The organism is Mesorhizobium sp. M0051 (assembly GCF_040323235.1).
GTDB lineage: Bacteria > Pseudomonadota > Alphaproteobacteria > Rhizobiales > Rhizobiaceae > Mesorhizobium.
Genome location: NZ_JAMYUT010000007.1, coordinates 203,828 through 223,899 on the forward strand (window position 1 = coordinate 203,828; position 20,072 = coordinate 223,899).

19 protein-coding genes are annotated in these 20,072 nt (G+C 58.9%); 9 read left to right on the top strand and 10 right to left on the bottom strand.

Annotated features, from left to right (window positions below):
- The first annotated feature begins 3 nt into the window (after positions 1-3).
- The 5 genes from NKJ90_RS10105 (at position 4) to NKJ90_RS10125 (ending at position 2,922) form a co-directional block, all read left to right on the top strand.
- The gene (locus tag NKJ90_RS10105; protein WP_352486056.1) at positions 4-429 is read left to right on the top strand and encodes a phage holin family protein; all 426 of its coding nucleotides are present in this window, start codon (positions 4-6) and stop codon (positions 427-429) included.
- The gene (locus NKJ90_RS10110; RefSeq protein WP_352486057.1) at positions 407-1,333 is read left to right on the top strand and encodes a DUF3618 domain-containing protein; all 927 of its coding nucleotides are present in this window, start codon (positions 407-409) and stop codon (positions 1,331-1,333) included. The genes NKJ90_RS10105 and NKJ90_RS10110 overlap by 23 nt, the downstream gene beginning before the upstream one ends.
- The gene (locus NKJ90_RS10115; RefSeq protein WP_352486058.1) at positions 1,333-2,448 is read left to right on the top strand and encodes a YihY/virulence factor BrkB family protein; all 1,116 of its coding nucleotides are present in this window, start codon (positions 1,333-1,335) and stop codon (positions 2,446-2,448) included. Before NKJ90_RS10110 ends, NKJ90_RS10115 begins: the two co-directional genes overlap by 1 nt.
- 83 nt (positions 2,449-2,531) lie before the next feature.
- The gene (locus NKJ90_RS10120) at positions 2,532-2,732 is read left to right on the top strand and encodes a hypothetical protein (protein ID WP_031259929.1); all 201 of its coding nucleotides are present in this window, start codon (positions 2,532-2,534) and stop codon (positions 2,730-2,732) included.
- A gap of 31 nt (positions 2,733-2,763) precedes the next feature.
- A complete protein-coding gene (locus NKJ90_RS10125) occupies positions 2,764-2,922 on the top strand; it encodes a hypothetical protein (RefSeq protein WP_198032214.1) in 159 nt (52 codons plus the stop codon).
- Positions 2,923-3,658: 736 nt separating this feature from the next.
- Here NKJ90_RS10125 and NKJ90_RS10130 read toward each other — a convergent pair.
- The 4 genes from NKJ90_RS10130 to NKJ90_RS10145 all read right to left on the bottom strand — a co-directional run bounded on the left by NKJ90_RS10130 (position 3,659) and on the right by NKJ90_RS10145 (position 7,995).
- The gene (locus NKJ90_RS10130; protein WP_352486059.1) at positions 3,659-4,351 is read right to left on the bottom strand and encodes a LysE family translocator; all 693 of its coding nucleotides are present in this window, start codon (positions 4,349-4,351) and stop codon (positions 3,659-3,661) included.
- Positions 4,352-4,815: 464 nt separating this feature from the next.
- Positions 4,816-6,348: an FAD-dependent oxidoreductase gene (locus tag NKJ90_RS10135; RefSeq protein WP_352486060.1), complete on the bottom strand. Its 1,533-nt coding sequence runs from the start codon at positions 6,346-6,348 to the stop codon at positions 4,816-4,818.
- Positions 6,349-6,431: 83 nt separating this feature from the next.
- Positions 6,432-7,304 carry a ferritin-like domain-containing protein gene (locus tag NKJ90_RS10140; protein WP_352486061.1) on the bottom strand — a complete coding sequence of 291 codons (873 nt, stop codon included), beginning with the start codon at positions 7,302-7,304 and terminating at the stop codon, positions 6,432-6,434.
- Between the two features lie 406 nt (positions 7,305-7,710).
- The gene (locus NKJ90_RS10145; RefSeq protein WP_023758508.1) at positions 7,711-7,995 is read right to left on the bottom strand and encodes a hypothetical protein; all 285 of its coding nucleotides are present in this window, start codon (positions 7,993-7,995) and stop codon (positions 7,711-7,713) included.
- Positions 7,996-8,578: 583 nt separating this feature from the next.
- On the opposite strand from NKJ90_RS10145, the gene NKJ90_RS10150 reads away from it, so the two are divergent.
- Together NKJ90_RS10150 and NKJ90_RS10155 are read left to right on the top strand one after the other, a co-directional pair.
- Positions 8,579-8,872, top strand: coding sequence for a hypothetical protein (locus tag NKJ90_RS10150; RefSeq protein WP_352486062.1), 294 nt, complete (start codon positions 8,579-8,581; stop codon positions 8,870-8,872).
- Positions 8,873-9,438: 566 nt separating this feature from the next.
- Positions 9,439-10,356, top strand: a complete 918-nt coding sequence (locus NKJ90_RS10155) for a membrane protein (protein ID WP_023758506.1) — start codon at positions 9,439-9,441, stop codon at positions 10,354-10,356.
- Between the two features lie 427 nt (positions 10,357-10,783).
- On the opposite strand, the gene NKJ90_RS10160 is transcribed toward NKJ90_RS10155, so the two are convergent.
- The 6 genes from NKJ90_RS10160 to NKJ90_RS10185 form a co-directional block, all read right to left on the bottom strand.
- The gene (locus NKJ90_RS10160; protein WP_352486063.1) at positions 10,784-12,415 is read right to left on the bottom strand and encodes an ABC transporter ATP-binding protein; all 1,632 of its coding nucleotides are present in this window, start codon (positions 12,413-12,415) and stop codon (positions 10,784-10,786) included.
- Positions 12,405-13,289: an ABC transporter permease gene (locus tag NKJ90_RS10165; RefSeq protein ID WP_352486064.1), complete on the bottom strand. Its 885-nt coding sequence runs from the start codon at positions 13,287-13,289 to the stop codon at positions 12,405-12,407. The genes NKJ90_RS10160 and NKJ90_RS10165 overlap by 11 nt, the downstream gene beginning before the upstream one ends.
- Positions 13,286-14,332 (bottom strand): ABC transporter permease, encoded by a 1,047-nt coding sequence (locus NKJ90_RS10170; RefSeq protein ID WP_352486065.1) that lies wholly within the window; start codon positions 14,330-14,332, stop codon positions 13,286-13,288. The genes NKJ90_RS10165 and NKJ90_RS10170 overlap by 4 nt, the downstream gene beginning before the upstream one ends.
- Positions 14,333-14,423: 91 nt before the next feature.
- Positions 14,424-16,031 (bottom strand): ABC transporter substrate-binding protein, encoded by a 1,608-nt coding sequence (locus NKJ90_RS10175; RefSeq protein ID WP_023758501.1) that lies wholly within the window; start codon positions 16,029-16,031, stop codon positions 14,424-14,426.
- A 118-nt stretch (positions 16,032-16,149) separates the two neighbouring features.
- Entirely contained in the window at positions 16,150-16,503 is a 354-nt protein-coding gene (locus tag NKJ90_RS10180; RefSeq protein ID WP_023758500.1) for a Rieske (2Fe-2S) protein, read from the bottom strand.
- 11 nt (positions 16,504-16,514) lie between these two features.
- Positions 16,515-17,597: an amidohydrolase family protein gene (locus tag NKJ90_RS10185; RefSeq protein ID WP_031259925.1), complete on the bottom strand. Its 1,083-nt coding sequence runs from the start codon at positions 17,595-17,597 to the stop codon at positions 16,515-16,517.
- A gap of 130 nt (positions 17,598-17,727) precedes the next feature.
- On the opposite strand from NKJ90_RS10185, the gene NKJ90_RS10190 reads away from it, so the two are divergent.
- The gene (locus NKJ90_RS10190; RefSeq protein ID WP_023758498.1) at positions 17,728-18,585 is read left to right on the top strand and encodes a LysR family transcriptional regulator; all 858 of its coding nucleotides are present in this window, start codon (positions 17,728-17,730) and stop codon (positions 18,583-18,585) included.
- A gap of 91 nt (positions 18,586-18,676) precedes the next feature.
- On the top strand, positions 18,677-19,753 hold the full coding sequence (locus NKJ90_RS10195) for an FAD-binding oxidoreductase (RefSeq protein ID WP_352486066.1): 1,077 nt from the start codon (positions 18,677-18,679) through the stop codon (positions 19,751-19,753).
- Positions 19,754-20,072 lie beyond the last annotated feature (319 nt).

Below are 20,072 nucleotides of genomic sequence, written 5' to 3' on the forward strand. Positions count from 1 at the left end.
AAAATGACAACTCTCGGACATAGCCGGTCCATTCCGGACATATTCTCGGATGTCGTGTTGCAGTTCACGACCCTGCTTCGAAAAGAAGGACAACTTGCCCGCAGCGAGATTTCGGAGAACATAGGCCGTGCTACGGCCGGATTGAGCCTTGTGATTGGCGGCGCTGTGCTGCTCATTCCGGCGCTGGTCATACTGTTTCAGGCCGGCGTCGCCGCTTTGGCGCCGGCACTTGGAACCACAGCCGCCGCATCCGCCCTGATCGTGGGCGGCATAGCTTTGGTGTTGGGTCTCATCTTCCTTCTCGTGGGCATGAACCGGCTCAAAATCAAAACGATGATGCCCGACAAGACCATTCACCAGCTTCAGCGGGACGCATCCGTTGCAAAAGAACAAGCGAGGCATCGCCATGACTTACACAGAGCAGCTTGAGCGCGAGACGGAGCGGACACGCTCGCAGCTCGTGGACACACTTGACGAACTGAGGGCCAGCGTCACGCCTGGCCAAATTCTGGATCAGTTCAGCGACTACGCCGGTCGAGGCGATGCCGGTGAATTCTATCGTGGCCTGCGCCATCAGATGGCAAGAAATCCGCTGCCCGTCACCTTAATCGGAGCCGGAATCGCTTGGCTGATGTGCGCTGGCCCGGCAAACGGCAGAGCCGCCGACATTGGCGCACGCCCCAAGCCCGAAGGCAGCGACCTGGACCGGATGAGTGACAAGATTGGGGCCGTCGCCGACTCAGTCACGGAAGCTGGTGCGGCGGCCGGTTCCCAAATTAGGGATGCAGCTGGGCGCCTGGGCGCAGCCGCTGGGGAGAATGCTCAATCGGCGGCAGCATCTGTCTCAAGGACGGCATCCTCGACTTATGACGCGGTGGCCGACAGCACCAGCCGAACAGCGATGGCGATCGGCGGTTCGGCACGAAGCCTCGGCCATGGCCTCGCATCGACCACTCAGAGCCTGCTGAATTTCTGCCGCAATGAGCCGCTTGTCCTGGCGGGCATCGGCCTGGCAGTCGGCGCGGCAATCGGTGCGGCTTTGCCGCCCTCGGAAGTGGAAGATCACCTGATACGCGATAAACCAGGCGGTGCGACAGAAGACCCACGCAGTCCGGAACCCGGCCGACATCGCCAGTCCGGAGATGGTACTGAACAACCCACTCCGTCCGGCGAGAAAGAGGTTGCCGCTAAGACAAAAGAAGAAGGAAAGGAGCCAGCAAGGCCGGCCGTGCCCGCGGCAGCGGCAGAGCCAGACACGGCCAACAAAGCAGCCTCAAGAGAAAACACCGCGCGCACACCGCAGGCGAACGAAGAGCACGACAAAGCAGGGTGATGACAACGACTGCCACCGGCCAGCCGGAGAACCGCTCCCTTCACAAGAGGGATTTCACTCCATTTTGGGTTCCTGCGGCTACTCTGGTTCTGCTGGCGTTCGGATTCTCACCACGTCGATACGCCGCTCCAGCTGCTACGCCGGTGCATGAGGAAAACAGTGACGCTGGCCAGCAGCGCCTCACTAATTCTTCGGCAAGCTCGTTCGCAAGTTGGAGGAACATCCTTCTTCGCGTTAAGACGGGCATCACAGAACACCGCGTGCTTGCCATTGCTGCGGGAATCGCTTTTTACACCATCCTTGCCATTTTCCCTGCCATTGCCGCACTGGTCGCCGTCTACGGATTGTTCGCCGATCCGCAGACTATTGCCTCACACTTCGACCGCATCTCAGGCTTGCTACCCGCCGGGGCACTGGAAGTTATCCGCAACCAGATGCAGCACATCGCCTCGCAGCGAAGCGGAACTCTTGGGCTGGCATTCATAATCGGTCTTGCCGCCTCGCTGTGGAGTGCCAACGCCGGCGTTAAGGCACTCTTCGATGCCCTTAATATAATTTATGGCGAGAAGGAGAAACGCGGCTTCTTCCGCATCAATGCGGTTTCTTTGGCCTTCACGATGGGCGGGATCGTCCTGGGGCTACTGGCAATCGGCGCTGCCGTGGCGGTCCCAATCCTGTTGTCGTTCGTCGGACTGTCTGGGGCGACGGACCTGCTCATCCGAATTCTGCGCTGGCCTGTGGTGCTTGCAATCGTCGCGCTCGGCTTCGCCCTCCTCTATCGTTTCGGTCCGAGCCGGCAGAGAGCGCCATGGCGCTGGATAAGTTGGGGCAGCGCCGTCGCGGCACTCGGCTGGCTGGTCGGATCGTTTCTGTTCTCCTGGTATGCGGGCAATTTCGGAAACTATAATGAAACCTATGGTTCGCTCGGCGGGATCATCGGTTTCCTGATTTGGATCTGGATTTCTTCCATTGTCATCTTGGTTGGCGGCGAGCTCGACCATGCAATGCAAAACAGTAACGCGCGCTTCGACAACCCAGACTTCCCACCATTCCGCAAAAAGGCTGCGTCACCTGTCTTCGATGTGAAATCGACGAACGACCGGCGCCAAGGGTAGCGGTAGCGGCAATGTTTCAGCGGCAGGAACCATTCCATGGTGGGTGAGTTCGGCGTGTAAACGAAGTTCCGAGAGTTCCGAACATGCCAGAACTTGATCGATCAAGGCAGAAGGCTATTGCCGAAATCGTGCGGCGCTGGATTGGCACGGAAATCCTGCGCCGGCACCTGCGCAAGCTCTTAAACTGGCAGGTGGAGCCCGAGCTGCCCCCCAACATTGCTTCATTGGCCGATGAACTTGATGAAAAAGGACCCGATGCCCAGCCGGACGATACGCAGCGTTGAACGCTCTGCCCCGATGACGCGACGATATGACATGGAAAGAACGCCTGAAGGCACGTGGGACGTCATCGACGTGTTCACCGGCATGCCTGCCGTCGAGTTGGGCGTTCCGTTGATCGACATGCCTGTCGAAGAGGCTGATGATCTGGTCGAGCTTCTCAATTTGCGCGACAAGAAGCGGCGGCGAGACTAGGCAAAACGGAAATGTGCCTTGTCACCCGAGCGGCCCGGCGTCGAGGGGTCTGGGGGACTGGCGCGAGCCTAACCGGTACGGGGTACTTCACCGGCTGCTTTAATGTGCTCTAAAGCTAATGTAAGTGCAAACGCAAAGACGCGACGGAGGTCGCGTCGGTCCCTATTCACCCGGCCTCTTGGCTTGATACATCCAAACTTGATCTTCGTTTGGTGAACCATAGACCACTTAGGTTTCTCCCTTGGGGGGAGGAGCGATGAGGCTTCAAGCAGTTTGCGAGCCCGTGGCCACCGCCAACGAGTTGGTCGAGGCGGCGATGCGTTTCATCCCGGTTGGCAAGCATTGTCCATCGCCGCAGTTCATAAGGCCGGGCCCGTCCTACGAGAGACCGACCGGAATTGGTCGAGATCATCATGGACCGAGCGACGCTTCACGATCAATTCGTGCTCTTCGTCCTCAGAGAGCCCTGACGGCTCTGCATTGATTCAACCTCCGGTCTACGTCAGGACAGACAAACCTGGCATCCGCTTCGGGTCAGTCATGCGGAAGGTGCCTCCGAGCATCTCCTGAAGTGTACGAGGCGTGGCCCTAAGGCCCTAAGGAAACAGGCGGTGGAAACCTGCTTGTCTGCTGTGGAAGGCAACATGCCCGCTCAGGAGGCCCGCAAGAGATTCGAGGCGAAGAGAAGATGTTCCTCCCCCTGTAGGGTCTCCGGCGCAATTCGACAGCGTTAGATTCAATGGCTTGCTCCACCACCAAAGGCCATTCGGAGCCCGAGGCCGACAATGAAGAAGCCCGCGATCCGCTGCTGCCACCGCCTTACGCGGGGATGCGCCATGATCCACGTCCCTATGCTGCCCGAAGCCATGGCATAAGTTCCTAACACGAGTACGCCCGACAATTTCTGAGTGGCGCCCAGCAACAAGAGTTGGAGCGTAATCGAGCTTCCATGCGGGTCCACGAACTGGGGCAGGAATGCAACCATGAAAGTGATGGGCCAAGGATTGATTAGATTGGCGATCATGCCTTCGCCTGCCGCCGCAAGGTGCCCGGGCGACCTCCCATCGTGCTGGGCAGGGACATGCGCGGCTGTGAAAATCAGCCGAAGCCCGAGCCAAATGAGATAGGCCGCTCCCATCCATTGGAGCGCAGCGAACGCGAGCGGTGAAGCTCTAATGAGAGTAGTGAGGCCAAGCGCGATAAGGGGCAGTTGCACCATGCCCGCTCCGACGGTCATCCCGAGCACAGTGAACAGCGCAACTCCACGGCCCTGCGCAATTCCGCGCGCCATCACAAGCATGCTGTCCGGCCCCGGTGGCACTTGCAGTGCGATGACCGTTCCGACGAATGCTATCCAGAGGCCAGGATGCACGGAATGTTCCTCTCGAACGCGGATGACTGCAACTAGGATGCATACGCCGCTGGTCAACGGCAGCGCATCGTGACCTTGTCTGACATACCGGCGGTCTTTCGGCGGATCGTGCGCTGAAAGAACGGAAGAGGTTTGCGGCGAAAACCGCCGCAGTGCCGACTATAAGCATCATCGAAGGCTCCAACGCTGGCGCTGTCTGCTTGGTCTTAGGGCGTGCAAGGGTGCGAGCGAAGGCGCCAGCTGCTCTTCCATGCGCCGTCGGTAAGGGCCAAGGGTTACATTCGCAATCCAGGCCCCCGATCAATCCGAAATGCGGCTACTATCGGACGAGCAATTTCGAACAGACCAGCGAGGGATTGCTCGAACAAAACCGGCTCGACATACCGGGCCTTCGCTGCCCGAGAATGCGGGGCATGCAGCCCAGTGCCATTAGGCGAAACACGGCTTGTCCACCAGCAAAAAGAGCACGCCACAACAAGCTGGCTTATGCCGTCCGGCTGATCCGCCTCTGACGTTTGGCATTATGACTTCGGCTGAACCAGAGATCGGGTCGCTGGGCCGTTAAGTACCGTCCCGTCCGGCGCGAACTGCGAGCCATGGCAAGGGCAATCCCAGCATTGCTCGGTGGAATTCCAGTGCACGATGCAGCCAAGATGTGTGCAAGTGGCTGACCGCCTGTGCAACTTGCCGGCGCGGTCGCGGCACACGGCGAATTTACTCAAGCCGTCCTGAAGGACGCCGCCTTCGCCGGGCTTGAGATCCCTGGCCGATTTGATCTGGCCGGGTAGCAAGTAACCGGCGAGATTTTTCACCGTCGTGAGGTTCTCATTGATGTAATGCGTGAAGGCAGCTGGCGGTGTCCGGTCGGGAGCATAGACGGCTTCCCAGGGATTCGATCCGTCGACGATCAGATCGCGGATCAGGCGCCCGGCCAATGCACCATGCGTCATGCCCTGGCCGGAGTCGCCGGTGGCGATGAAGACGTTGCCGTCGCCGGGGCTGCGGCCGATGAAGCCACAATAATCAATGGTTTCGAGAACCTGACCTGACCATCTCGCTCTTTCCCCACCAAGATCGGGCACCAGCGCTCTGATCCAGGCCTCGAGCGCCGCAAAGCGCGCCTCGCCATCGTCCGTCTCGCCCGATCTATGATCGCGACCGCCCGCAATGAGACAGTCGGTCTTACCAGACCCGCGGCTGAGGCGGACGTAATAATAGGGGTCGTCCATATCCCAGTAGAGCGCGTCCGGGAGAATTCCCCCGGCGATCTCGAAAGCCATCGCATAGGTGCGATAGGGCGCCATCTTGCTGTGGATTTTGACCCAAGTGTTGATCGGAGAGTTGGTTGCAAACACCGCGTTCAAAGCCGTGATGGTTGAGCCGCTGTCGCATTTGAGGCGAATTTGCTTCCCCTCCTTGATTTCGACGACGGCACTGTCGGCGAAGGCCTTGCCGCCTCGCTTCTTGAAATCAGCAAGCAGGGCGCGCAGGTACTTCAGCGGGTGGAAAGTGGCCTGGCCCGGATAGCGCAGGACGGGCGCCGATTCATGACCCTTGAGCGGCACGCCCTTCCCACGCTCGACTTCGACGCCCGTCTTTGCAGCAGCCGCATACTCTTCGTTGCATCGTCTGGCGGCGTCCTTCTCGTCCATCCATGCGGCGGGGAAAAGGAACCCCTCCAGTCGCCGGAAATCGCAGTCGATTTCCAGGCTGGCGACATGCTGTTCGATCCGGTCGACCGCGGCTCGCTGGCTTGCCTGAAAGCCGCGCGCCAGAGCTTCGCCACGCATCTCGACCAGCGCGCTCAACCCGTCGTCGCAGATGGGCGCCAGATGGGCGGTCGTGCGCGAGGTCATGCCGCCGAGCAAGGGTCCACGATCCACGAGCACCACTTTGCGTCCCGCCAGCGCCAGTTCGTAGGCAACCGAAATCCCGGCGATGCCAGCCCCAATCACGGCCACGTCGCATTTCTCGTTTTGCTCAAGACGGGGAGCGGTGGGCAAGCTGGCGTCAAGAGCCCACAGAGATTTCGTCGCTTCGCTGCTGACGTTCATCGCATTCTCATGGGGACGAAAACAGATGAAGGGGATATCTGCCGACGACAATCAGGTTCTGCGTGTCCGACAGGTTCCATCATTTAAGTGCTCCTGAGCGTTCCGTTCATCCCGTTTGGGTAGAAACCGCCCTTGCTCACTCCGGGTTGATCAGTCAGATAGACAATGCGCCGCACCTCTTGCGGTGTTCTTGTGAAGGCGATCGCGTCTGGCGTCGAAGGAACGAAGTTGGCTTTGCCGTCGACATAGATGCCTTGGTCCTTGTCGTCAGGCCCGTCGATCTTGTCCCGCGCGTCGGAAATGGCATTGGCAGCCTTCCAGGCCTTCTCGCCCATGCGATAGAGCGAAGACCGCGCCATTCCCATGTGGTAAGCTTCGACCGCGAGAATACCAGCTGCAGCAGCCAGGAACTGCTTGTTCTTTAGAACGGTTGTCGCTCCAGCGTAGGCCGTTACACCCACATCCTCAAACAGCATGCCGCCGAGCACGAAATTCATCTGGTTGCCAAAGGGGTCGAAATCCGCACTCAGGCCCGCAGCCTTCGCGACTGCAGCAAAGCCGGCATCAAAATCGATTGCCGGCCGGTCGACGGCGTCCGACCCAAGCGTCTTGCGATAAAACCTAACATGGGCAAGTTCGTTTTCCGCGACTTCCCGCATGAATTCACCGAGCGCGGGCGTTTCGAAGGAAACTTGTTTGCCGCCAACGACATCGCCGGGCTTGGAACCGGCATCTGAATCGTCGATGCCTTTTCCTGTGGTACCCCGAAGATAGTATTCCGCCTCCATGTATTCGAGGTTGAGTGCAAAGCGGAAAATGTCTTCGTCCTTGACGCCATCCTGCGCAAAAGCAGGCGAAGCCGGAGCAAGGCCGATGGTCGAAGCGAGGGTTGCTCCCAGGCCAATTTGCAGTGCCCGGCGGCGACAGACGTGAAGCGAAGGCGTGACATCGATCATAGCTTCCTCCCAAAGCCCGCCTGGCCATCGTTTTGGCCCCAAGAGCGAGCCGTCCAACCAAACTTCGCTAAATGCCTAATGTTCCGAGAAGACCCAGATCTCCCGCCCCAGAGGCAAGGCAGGTCGTCGAGGCGCTATCCTTTCGAAATGGTCAGGCTGCGATCAGCATGGTGGCTGCGTCCGACCGCGTGGAACAGGTAACTGCTCATCCACTTTCGGCTCTTACACCCCAGCGAGCCCTGTCGCGCATCTCAATGGTGATGCTGCCGATCAGTCTCGCAACTCAATCGGCTTGAACAGCGACGCAGGAACAAAGGCGTTGGGCAATCGCCGACGAAGCACGCCATCCATTCACGGCCACCGAAGCCGGACTTAATGTTCGTCTTCGGTGGTTGGCAGCGCTATTTTAGCTGCCCATCTTCTTGGCCATTGCGCAAAATTCCGCATGCGCCTTGTTAAGCGTGGTGTCGCCACAGTCTTTCAACACCGCCGTTCGTTCGTCGGGTTTCATGGCCGTCCACGCGGTCTTGAAATCCTTTTCGGACCTCAATGTCTTCATACCGGCATCGGTGAAGAACGGCGACATTTTGGCAGGATCGTCGAGCGCGGATGTGCCGGTTGTGGAACCAGCCATCGCAACACCCCCCATCGATGCGAGCGCGATTGCAGCAACGAGAAGTTTCATGCTCATTTTAACCTCCTTTAGGTCAACAAGCTTGTCGTGACTGCACGAAGCAACGTGCGCTTGACCACCTGGTTCCGGCGTGGATAACGTATATTTTAGCAACGTCTTGCTAGCGAAAAGCTTGACCGGAGACGGCCTCGCCTGACGTTTCATGACGGCCAGGGCGCGCACTTAGGCAAGCCTGATGCAGACGGCTCCCATACAACCCACGAGGGTCTAAACCTCATGGATTTGACCGCTTCAAGAGTTCGGCGCAGCTCGCTCCTATGGCGGGGCTTTTCGTCCTCTTCAGCTACTGGTCGTCGTCGTGCGGAGGCTTCTAGCCCTTGAGGGAACGGGCTTGGCCGACCGGTGTGGAACGCCTTCGCGCAGCCCACAAGGTGTGCTGGCGCGATAGGGAAGCCGGCACGCTCTAAACCTTTGGGGACGCAGGCCGCGTCGGCTTGCTGGGGCTTGAGGGGACATCCAGCGATGGCATTTTGAGTAAAACTTAGCAATGACTCGATTAATCCAATGGCAGTGAGCAGGGTCGGGAACATTTCAGCTGAGTTGCATGTTTCAATCACAATCACGATCATGAGCGATTTGAATGGCGCGAAAACCGAAAGTCGGAGATGAGATCACGCTATCGGCCACCATCCTGAAGGTGATGGAGGACGGCGTTTCGAGCGTTAGTGTGCCGACCTATAATTTCCCGCTTGCCATCGACACGCCGCAGAAGGCCAAGGTAGGCCAGAAAGTCGAAATCAGTGGTTTCGCCACGCGCGTCGATCTAGAGGACGGCAAAGTCACCGTTCGTATCGACGGATGCGGTCTTGTCACTGTCGATATTGATTCCATTGCCGAGGTCTCAGCGACATCGCGGGTAACCGTGCGCGAGTAGCTCGCGCAACCTCACTACGCGAAACCACGATAGGGCGGTGACGAAGGCACGTTAGTTTGTGCCTGCGGCGTGTCCCAACTCCTACCTGGGAACTTCTCGCGATCGCTGCCTACGAGCCGAATGCGATGGCGGCTATGGGTAACGCGGTCCGCGCAGGACAGCCTTTCTATTATGCCTAACCTCCTGAACAGCCTCAGCCCCTGGAACTTTCCAAACGATTGAGTCTTATTGCCCACCAAAACAATGACGGGCCCAGCAAAGGCTCTCGACAAGGCGGCGCAACACAGGCGCGGTAAACTCCGCACGTATCGAGGGGCAGATTCCACGACAACGCACCGCTTGCCGTCAGCCGGGTAACTTGCGTGCCTGGACCAGTCTCGCGCAGGAGAGTTGCCGCATAATGCCCAGCGGCAGCTTTGGAACGAAAACCTTCATGGAGAATTGTTACTTCGTCTCAGCACCTTTTAAAGGAGGTAGTTATGGGTCGAGGTATCTTGCTTTGGTTGCTTGGAGTGCCGATCCCAATCATCATTCTGATTATGCTTCTTGCGCGGTAGGGGGTGAAAATGGGAACCGTGGTTTCATCGACAGACATCACGCCGGTCACTGAGTCATCCTCATCGGCCGTCAGCTGGGGGCCGATCGTCGCGGGCGCTTTCGCGGCCTCGACGCTGACGGTTATTCTGATGCTGGTCGGCTCCGGTCTAGGACTGACCATGGTTTCGCCCTGGACCGGAGCGAGCGCTTCGACCACGACCTTCGCGGTTTCGGCGGCTGCCTGGCTTGTCGTCGTTCAATGGCTATCAGCTGGCTTAGGCGGCTATCTCACCGGCCGGCTGCGCACCAAGTGGGTAAATGTCCACACCGACGAAGTCTTTTTTCGTGACACCGCGCACGGTTTCCTTGCGTGGGCGCTGGCAACATTGCTTGTTGCCGGCGTGCTGGGCTCGGCTCTTTCGGCGGCGCTGGGCACGGGTGTGCAGGCTGCATCCTCCGTGGCGTCAGGCGCCGCGACGGGGGCAACGACAGCAGCCGCCAATGCGGCTACGACAGGTGCCCCACCTTCTGGCATCTGGACCGGCTATTTTGTGGATTCTCTGTTCCGCGCGGCGACCCCCGCCGCAGCGCCCGCCAATGAACAGAACGGCGCCACCGCTACGGAACAGGCGACGCGAATCCTGCTGGCGGGGGCGGCAAATGGCCAGATATCGCCTGAGGACAAGGCCTATCTGGCGCAACTCGTCGCCGCCCGCACAGGCCTGTCGGAGGCCGATGCGAAGGCTCGAGTGGATGCGGTGATCGCCAAAGTCGACGACACCAAGGCCAAGGCCAAGCAGGCGGCCGATACAGCAAGGAAAGCCACTGCGTCCTTCGCACTTATAGGCGCATTGTCGATGGTTGTCGGCGCCTTCATAGCCAGCGTTGCAGCAGTGTACGGTGGCAAGCAGCGCGACGAGGAGGAGGCCCTCGTTCTGACCCGTTGAAGTCCGGATCGCATCGGCCGGCGGCGGGTTTGGCGTCACGCCTCAATTTATGCCGGTCGAACCAATGAGGTGATCGAAGCCGAGGAGCAATGAGGCGACGTCACTGACGATGATCTTGATCGGATTGACGGGCAATCGCGACCTACTGCTGGGGCATGCCATCGCTCAGAACGGGCCAAGATTCAATTTGCCTAAAATACGCGACCGCGCTGGGTCAGTCGGCGCAGCGGCGACGATCGTGCCGTCTTGCTGGTCGCGCTCTCACGAGGGAAAAAACTCACGATCGAACGCACAGTCGGGTGATGATCGTACGGCATCTCTCCGTCCCAGTGCTATGCGGCCTAGCGGTCGCGGGGTGTTCTGGCAGCAGGACGGACGGCAGGTGCCTGGTGGACGGGTTTCTCTTCCTGTCCACCTTGCGATCCTATCAGATTTTCCGCCTGGCCAGCAGCGTTGTGAGCCAGTCCGGATCCATTTCCGGTACGGACGACAAGAGCCTTTCGGTGTAAGCCGGATGCGGCGGCGTAAGAACTTCGCTCTTCATACCCTGCTCAACGACTTTGCCCTGGTGCATGACGACAATTTCGTCGGCTATCGCCCGTACGGTGGCAATGTCGTGAGTGATGAAGAGGTAGCTCATGCCGAAGTCCTTTTGCAGGCGCATGAGGAGCTTTAGGATTTCCTCCTGCACGATCTGGTCGAGCGCGGACGTAATCTCGTCGCAGATAATGAGATCCGGATCGGCCGCAAGCGCCCGGGCAATGCAAACGCGCTGTTTTTGGCCACCCGACAATTCGGCCGGCAGTCGGTCCAGGTAAGCTTCGCTCATCTCGACCATATGCATGAGTTCGCCGATCCGGCGATCCCGCTGCGCGCCGCTAAAGCCGAGGTAGAATTCAAGCGGTCGCGCTATGATGTCTTCGACCGTCTGGCGCGGATTTAACGCGTTGTCAGGCGTTTGATAAATCATCTGTATGCGGCGCAGGACCTCCTTCGGGCGCATCTTCAAGCTCTTTGAAAGGGGCTGGCCGGCAAAAGAGATCGACCCCGAAAGCGATGGCAGAAGGCCGGTGACGACCCGAGCGAGGGTCGACTTCCCGGAGCCGGACTCGCCGACCACAGCCACCGTTCTTTCGCGTGGAACTTTGATGCAGACATCCTGGAGCACTTTGACGGTTCGGGCATAGGCCGCGGTAACGTGGTCTATCGTCAGCAGATACTCTTCGGCCGCAACTTCGGGCTTCGCGAGCTTGCGCACAGCCCACAGTGTTTTGGTGTATTCCTGGGCAGGCGCAGCGAGCATCTGCCGTGTTTCAGCCTCCTCCACAGTGAGCCCGTCGCGCAAAACCATAATGCGGTCCGCCATTTGCGCTACCACCGCCAGGTCATGCGTCACGTAGATTGCGGCCGTATTGAATTCCTCCACGATGTTGCGAATGGAGGCAAGAACTTCGACCTGCGTCGTCACATCGAGCGCGGTCGTTGGCTCGTCGAACACTATGAGGTCCGGACGACAAGCCATAGCCATTGCGGTCATTGCTCTTTGCAACTGCCCGCCGGAGACCTGATGAGGATAGCGAAAGCCTATGGTCTCCGGGTCTGGGAGCTGAAGACGTCGATAAAGATCGACGGCGCTCCGGTTTGCCTCTTCCCGGCTGGCAATTCCATGCGCCACCGCAGTTTCGACGGTTTGTTCCAACAGCCGGTGGGCCGGGTTGAAAGAGGCCGCCGCGCTTTGCGCGACATAGGCGATGCGGGAGCCCCTGAGGCGACGGCGCACTGCTTCACTGACTGCCAGAAGATCAATCCCGTCGAACAGGATCGAGCCTTGTGTGATCCGGCAGCCCGGCTTGGTATAACCCATTGCGGCAAGGCCAATGGTGGACTTGCCGGCGCCTGACTCGCCGATCAGGCCCAGAACCTCCCCCCGCTTCAGCGTCAGATCGATCCCGCGCACAATGGGATGCCACCGCTCGTCCGAGAACCCCTCCACATGCAGATTGCGGATCTGCAGTAGATCCTTTCCTTTTTCGCGCGGGCCTAGACCGCTATTTTTCATCCCGCAACCCGCTTGTTGCGTACAGGAACCAGTCCACAACGAAATTGACTGACACCGTAAGGAGAGCGATCGCGCCGGCCGGAAGGAGCGGCGTGACGTCTCCGTAAGTGATCAGGGTTGCGTTCTCGCGCACCATCGAACCCCAATCGGCGGTCGGTGGCTGAATACCGACGCCGAGAAAGGACAGCGCCGCGATGGTGAGGAATACGAAGCAAAATCGCAAGCCGAACTCTGCGACCAGCGGCGGCATTACATTGGGAAGGATTTCCTTGGCGATGATCCACCTCGCGCCTTCGCCGCGCAATCGCGCCACCTCCACATATTCCATCACGGCCACGTTAAGCCCAACGGCGCGAGAAAGCCGAAAGACACGGGTGGAATCAAGAAGGGCAATGATCACAATCAGGCTGGTGATCGACGAGCCGAAGATCGACAGCAGCACCAGCGCGAAGATCAGACTTGGGATTGACATCAACACGTCCACCGCACGCGACAATATCTGGTCGAGCCATCCCCTGTGCAACGCGGCAAGAAGACCGAGCGAGACGCCAACCGCGAAGGACAGCAACGTGGTCGCGACTGCAATAGCGATGGTGTTGCGCGCACCGTAGATCAAGCGGGTGAGCATGTCGCGGCCGAGCTGATCGGTTCCCAATTTGAACTCCTGGCTCCACGGCGCGAAGGCTTCGCTGAAGACCTGAGTCTCCCCGTATGGCGCGATCCAATGCGCGAAGACCGCAACAAAAACGTAGCCGACGATCACGACGATCCCGAACCATGCGCTGAAGGGTGCCTTCTTCAGGGCCGTTTTCGCTCGGGTGGCACGCGAGCGCCTCAGCCTTTGAATCGCCGCGATAGGTTCGAAGCTGGTCATCGTGGATGCAAGAGCCTGGGGTTGGTGGCGATGGAGATAATATCGGCTATCAGATTGAGCAGGATGTAGGTCGCGGCGAAAATCAGGGCGCAGGCCTGAACGACCGGAACATCCCTGGATTTCACTGCATCAACCATCAACTGACCGATGCCGGGATACACGAACACGACCTCGACCACGACCACTCCAACGATGAGATACGCCAGATTGAAGGCCACCACGGTGACGATGGGAGCCCAGGCATTGGGCAGGGCATGCCTCAGCACGATCACCATCGGGGACATTCCCTTGAGGCGCGCCATATCGATGTAGGGGCTTGCCAGCATGTTGATGATGGCCGCTCGGGTCATGCGCATCATATGGGCCACGATGACGAGCGTAAGGGTGATTGCCGGCAGGGCCACTTTCCAGACGTGATCCCAAAACGGCGTCTGCTCGTTCACATTCGACAATGTCGGAAATTTGGGAACAGCATTGAGTGCCCAGCCCAGTGAGGCTGCCAGCCAATGCGGCAGCGATTGAGCGAAATCGGATCCAATGAACGTGTCGCGCGAGATGACCAGGTAGGCCAGCATATAGGCGACGAAAAACTCCGGGAACGAGATGGTTGTCAGCGTCACAGCATTCACCAGCCGGTCGAACCAGCCGTTGCGGTACAGAGCGGCAAGAATGCCAAGCCCCAGGGCGAGCGGGACTGCGATCAGCGCAGTCACCGCTGCGAGGAACATCGTATTGTATAGCCGTGGCGCGATGATCTCGGCCACGCTACGCCGGTATCCGGTGCGGCTCGCAAACGAGGAGCCGAAGTCACCGTGGAGCATCTGCGCGACCCAGACAAAATAGCGTTCGACAGGTGGACGATCGATGCCGATTTCTCGCTGGAATGCGGCGACCGTTTCGGACGTCGCCGATTGCCCGAGCGTGGCCTTGGCGAAGTCGCCGGGGAGCATCGCGATCGCAGAGAAGATAATGATGGACACGATGAACAAAGTAATCAGGCCGAGCCCAAGCCGCTCCAGAACTGTTTTTGCGACAGGGTTCATGGGCGTGCGTTTCCTGTTTGGGCGGCAGCCCTTGCAACAGCCAGGGAAGCCAACCGGAGCCTCACAGTCAACTCGGCTCCGGCCCGCCATCTCATGCAGTGGCGATCCACCAGCGTTCGGCCATTTTCAGTCCATCGTTCTCCCAATTGGGCGCCACTTCGCCGTGTGCGAGCTTTTTGGATTGAGCGCTGACGAAATTGTTGAAGACCAGCACGATGCTGCCGCCATCATCGTGGGTTAGCTGCTGCATCTCCGCATACATCGCCGCTCGCTTCACCTCGTCCGTCTCGGCGCGCGCTTGGACAAGCAATTCGTTGAAGTGGGGATTTTTCCAGAACGACTCATTCCAGCTGGAGTCCGCGGCGAAGGCTTGGGTGAACATCCAGTCGGCCGTCGCTCGACCGCTCCAATAGGAAGCGCACCAGGGTTTTTTGAGCCAGACATTGTCCCAATAAGCGTCCTCGGCCTCACGCACGACATTTACGTCGATGCCACATTGGGCTGCCGTCTCGCGAATGAGCGAAGCCGCGTCCACCGCGCCTGCAAAAGCGGCATCGGCGACCGAGAGATCCACTTTCAGGTTCTCCATTCCGGCCTTTTTCAGGTAGTGCTTGGCTTTTTCCGGATCAAAGCTGTGCTGCGGTTGCGGATCCTTGGCGAACTTGATCGCTGGCGCGATCGGGTTGTCGTTGGCCACGGTGGCGTGGCCGAGAAAGATCTTGTCGACGATCTCCTGACGATTGATCGCCCATTTCAGGGCCATTCGCACGTCCGGATTATCAAACGGCGCCATCGTGACATTCATCGGCAAGGTATAGTGACCGTAGCCAGTGACTTCGACGATTTCCACCTTGGGATTGCGTTTGAGCATGCCGAGAGTCTTCAAGTCGGCGCGGCCGATATAGTCCACCTCCCCCGTAGACAATGCCGCCATGCGAGCGGCAAGATCTGTAATGGCGATGAACTCCACCTCGTCGAGGTATGGTTTGCCGTTCTTGAAGTAGTTCGGATTGCGCTTGAGTTTGGCCGAAACGCCGGGCTGGAAGTTCTCGATTACGAAAGCGCCCGTGCGAACGCCTGAGGCCCAATCCGCCTTGCCGTCCTTGGCTGGCATGATGACCAGATGGTAGTCACTCATAATGTAAGGGAAATCGGCGTTGCCGCTCTTAAGCGTGAAGACCACCGTTTCCGGGCCGTCCGCCTTGATCTCGGCGACGGACTCCAACAGCGACTTCGCCGCCGATTTGGTGTCCTTGCCCATATGATATTGCAATGAGGTCACGACGTCATCCGCCGTCACGGTCTTGCCGTTGTGGAAGGTTGCGGCTTTGCGCAGCTTGAAGGCCCAGTTTTTGGCCCCATCCGAAGATTCGAAGCTCTCGGCGAGGTCCGGTTGGACATTGCCTTTGGCGTCGACCTCAGTGAGGCTGTTGGACAGCGAGCCCGAAAATGCGGTTTGTGTGAACGTATCGGGGTAGCCGGCCGGATCGATCGAATCCGTCGTCGCGCCGTGAGCCATGCCGAGCTTGGCGAACCCGCCCTGCATCGGTTCGGCCCGCGCCGTGCTCACGAACAGCTTGTCGGCGGCGGCGACGGTCAGGCCAGCGGCCAGGCCAAGATGAATGAAGTCGCGGCGGGAAACATTGCCGCCACCGATCAGGCTTCGAGCGATACCAAGCTTGTATTCAGATTCTGACATTCGACTCTCCCATTGCGGAGTTCTCCGCGTTATTTCTCGTCAAAACACCTGCAAATCTGCTAGTTTGCTGCGGCCACCTTTCCTTCGAATTTTCCAATCCCAATCGGTTTTGCGCCAATCAGGCCGTCACATAGATGCCGCCGGCCTCCACGGTGACTGGAAATGTGCGAGCGCGAACGGTCGGATCGACCAAGGCCTCACCTGACTTGATGTCGAATTCCCAGCCGTGCCAGGCACATCGGACGATCTCGTTTTCGCGATGATAGATGAATTGCGCCTGTTCGACGGGCGCGGTCGTTCCACACTGCGGTCCCTCGCAAAGTGGAGCGCCGCGGTGCGGACAAACATTCAGCAGCGCGTGGAATGAATCCCCGACGCGGAAAACGCCAACCGAAAGGCTGCGGATCTTGGCGATAAAGGGAGACCCGGATTCGATTTCGTCGACGCGGCAGATGTAGGTCTTTTCGGGCATCACATGGTTCCTCAGGCGGCATTCGCCGCTTGCGCGCGCGGGATGCGCTTGTAGACCTCCAGCGCATTCAGTCCCATGATCTTGCTCTTCCAGGCAGGAGGGATCTGCAGCGTGTTTGCATCGTCGTAATCCCAGTGGGGATAATCGGACGCAAACATCAGCGTATTTTCGCCGTCCATCGCCTCAAGCGTGGACCACAGATGCTGGATGTTTGCGGGCTGTTCCAGCGGCTGCGTGGAAAAGCGGATGTTGCGCCTGCAATATTCCGACGGCAGCATCTTCAGCCATGGCGTCTCCTTGCGCAGCGCTTTGTAGTCGGCGTCCAGGCGCCAGAGTACCGATGGGACCCAAGCGACGCCGCACTCGATGATCACGAAATAGAGGTCCGGCCATTTCTCGAAGACGCCATGCGCGATCATGCTGGCCACGTGCGAGATTGCCGACATGTGGAGGATAGCGTGGGTCTCCCAGAAGAACGTCGTTGGGGCAGGAGCGATGGCAGTTGAATTCACTCCGCCATGGCCGCCCAGATGGATGGCGAAGGGCAATCCTACTTCAGCGCAGGCTTCGTAAATCGGGTGGTAGAACGGGTCGCCATACGGCTTGACGGATCCTTGGGAAGCGAGCACCTGCACCATGCGCGGGTGATTGCCAAGGCGACGTATTTCGGCGGCGGCGAGCTTTGGATCTTGTGGCGCGATGATGATCGAGCCCATGAAACGGTCGTCCTTCGGCAGCCACTGATCGATTTGGTAGTCATTGTAGGCGCTGACCAAGGCGCTGGCATAATAGGGGTTGGCGAGGGTTGACGCCTCGATCGGCTCATCACCCGTCAGGATTGCCACGTCGATCTTGTACTTGTCGAGGTGCTTCTCTTTCATAATGAGATAGTTATCGGCTTCGGTTTTCGGACGGACGTCCTTGCGGGAGAAATCCTGCGGATGAAACCAGGGACGATGGCCGTGGGGGAAGGCCCCAACGGGACCTGTCTTCTCGCCTTCGACGAACATGTCCTTCCAGAGGCCGGAAAGGTAGGGCTGCAATACCGTGGCGCTTGACCAGTAATTATGACAATCGCAGTCGATTATAAACACTTTGTTCCGCTCCGTAGCCTCGTCCGGCGATGCTGCCGGATCGCTGACTGGTGCAGCTTCCGCCTTGGCTGTCGTTTGATCAAGCTTATGAAACGTGCCAATATGATCGAGTTTTTCGATCGAGGGTTCAATGCAGCTTGATCACATCGAAACCTTTCTCGATATCGTCGAGTCGAGAAATTTCAATCGGACCGCGGATCGGTTGGGCCTGACCCAATCGACGATCAGCACCCGCATCAAGAACCTGGAGAGCGCAATCGGGTCCGAACTGTTCCAGCGTGGACGCGCCGGGGCAGAGCCGACTGCCGCGGGACGCCGGTTCGAAGCTTACGCCAGGTCTCTGCTCTCGACCTGGTCGCAAGCTCGCCACGACGTACGCGCGTTCAACCGTTTCGAAGGCACCTTGCGCGTTGCCGCCCAAGTGGGCATGACCCGCTCAGTCCTACCCGGGTGGGTCGAGACACTGTGCCAGGTCCTTCCGAAGTCCTCGATTCATATCGAATCGGATTACTCGAACCAGATGGTCAGCGACTTGAGCATGGGAAACCTGGATATCGCGGTGCTTTATGCCCCTCGCTACTTGCCCGAGATCGCCTACGAGCACCTGATGGTCGAGGAATATGTGATGGTTTCGACTGCCGCCAGAACGCTGTCGGATGTTGATCCTGACACCTACATCCGCCCAGGCTACACCGTTCTGCTGGAGAAAACGCACGCGGAGCTGCTGGCTCAATTGGCGATCTGTCGACTTTCGACCGGATCGGAAACGCTGGCGGAGATCATGCTTCGGCGAACGGGCGGCACTTGCTACATGCGTAGCGATGATGCGCGCCGGTTCACCGCCGAGCTTCCATCGTTCCTCGTTGAAGGAGCGCCGACGCTGCACCAGCCAGTTCACACGGCAATACTGGCACGTCGCAAACACGAACCGATCATTCGCAAAGGCATCCGAGCTCTCCATCTCGCCGTTATGTCGCTGGAAGTTTAATCGAAATTGCCGATCATAACGTTGGGTTTATACTGCTGTTTTATGGGATAAGAACTGGCATGTTCGCTCGACCGCAAAGCCGAGCCGAACAATGAACGCATACGCTTCCATCCAAGCATCCGATATCGTGCCCACGTCGCGTCAGCGGCAATGGACACAAAAGACGCGAGATGTTGTGCTCTGCCGTCGCGTAATCGACGAGACGCACGATGTGAAGACATTCGTTCTCACGTCTGCCGCAGATCGGATGTTCTGCTTCAGCGCCGGCCAGTATGTTCTCGTGCATCTCAGGATTAACGGTGCCGCGATGACGCGCTCCTACTCTGTATCATCACCGCCGACTCGACCGCTTGATCTTCAGATCACGGTGAAACGAAAGCCAGGCGGGCTTGCTTCCAACTGGCTCCATGACAATGTGAGGCCAGGCAGCGAGATCGAGATCGAAGGGCCGCTCGGTTCGTTTAATCTTGATGAGTTGCCGGCTCAGAAACCCGTTTTCCTTTCGGGCGGTAGCGGCGTGACTCCGGTTATGTCCATGCTGCGTGCACTTACCGATCGCGCGGATGACAGGGAGATCCGCTTCATTCACAGTGCGAGAACGCCAGGCGACATCGTCTTCCGATCGGAACTGGAAGCACTTGCCGCTCGCTTTCCCAACGTTCAAGTGACTTTGATTTGCAATCAGGGAGGTCCCGCTTGGACGGGTTCAACCGGCCGAATTGGTGGTCGGATGCTGCTGAGCCTGGTTCCCGATCTCCACAAGCGCACCGTTTTTGCCTGTGGGCCCGAAGGATACATGAAGACGGCACGCGCCTGTCTTGACGCAATTGGCCTCCCGCCGGCCCAGTATCACGAGGAGAGTTTCGGAGGCAGCAACGGTTCGCGTTCGGAAATGGGTTCAGCGGTTCCGTCTTCGGTCCGTTTCGCCCGCTCGGGCCTGGAGTATCAATGCACGCCCGGAGAGACCCTGCTGGAGGCGGCACGGAATTGTGGCATCTACATCCCGACCGCTTGCCAGCAGGGCGTTTGCGGAACGTGCCGAATAGCCAAACTATCCGGCGAAGTTGCGATGGACGACCTAGGCGGACTGAACGCTGAAGAGAAGTCGGCCGGCTATGTCCTGGCATGTTGCAGCCGCCCACAAGGAACGGTTTTGCTCGACATTTAACTGAGTGTCATCGAGCATTGAAGATGTCGGCCGAGGCACGCATTGGCATCCATGGTGCTTCAAAACAAGAAACCGCCGCTGTCGTCGAGGTGGGCGTCGGGCCGCCCCCTCTCTGCCTCAGTTTCCGGTTTGCCAACCGCGCACCTGTGGACGCGAGTGTCAGATCGAGGGCAGTCCACGGGAGCGCCTGAATGTCCGCTTCTTACAACCCGCACTCGAAGCTGCCAGTCCGTTTGTGACGTCGGCGTGTCCGCCGCGCAGCTCCCGTGTTTAGCGGAGCGGCGGACACATGACGGTGCTCAGGCGGCCAAGGCCCTCA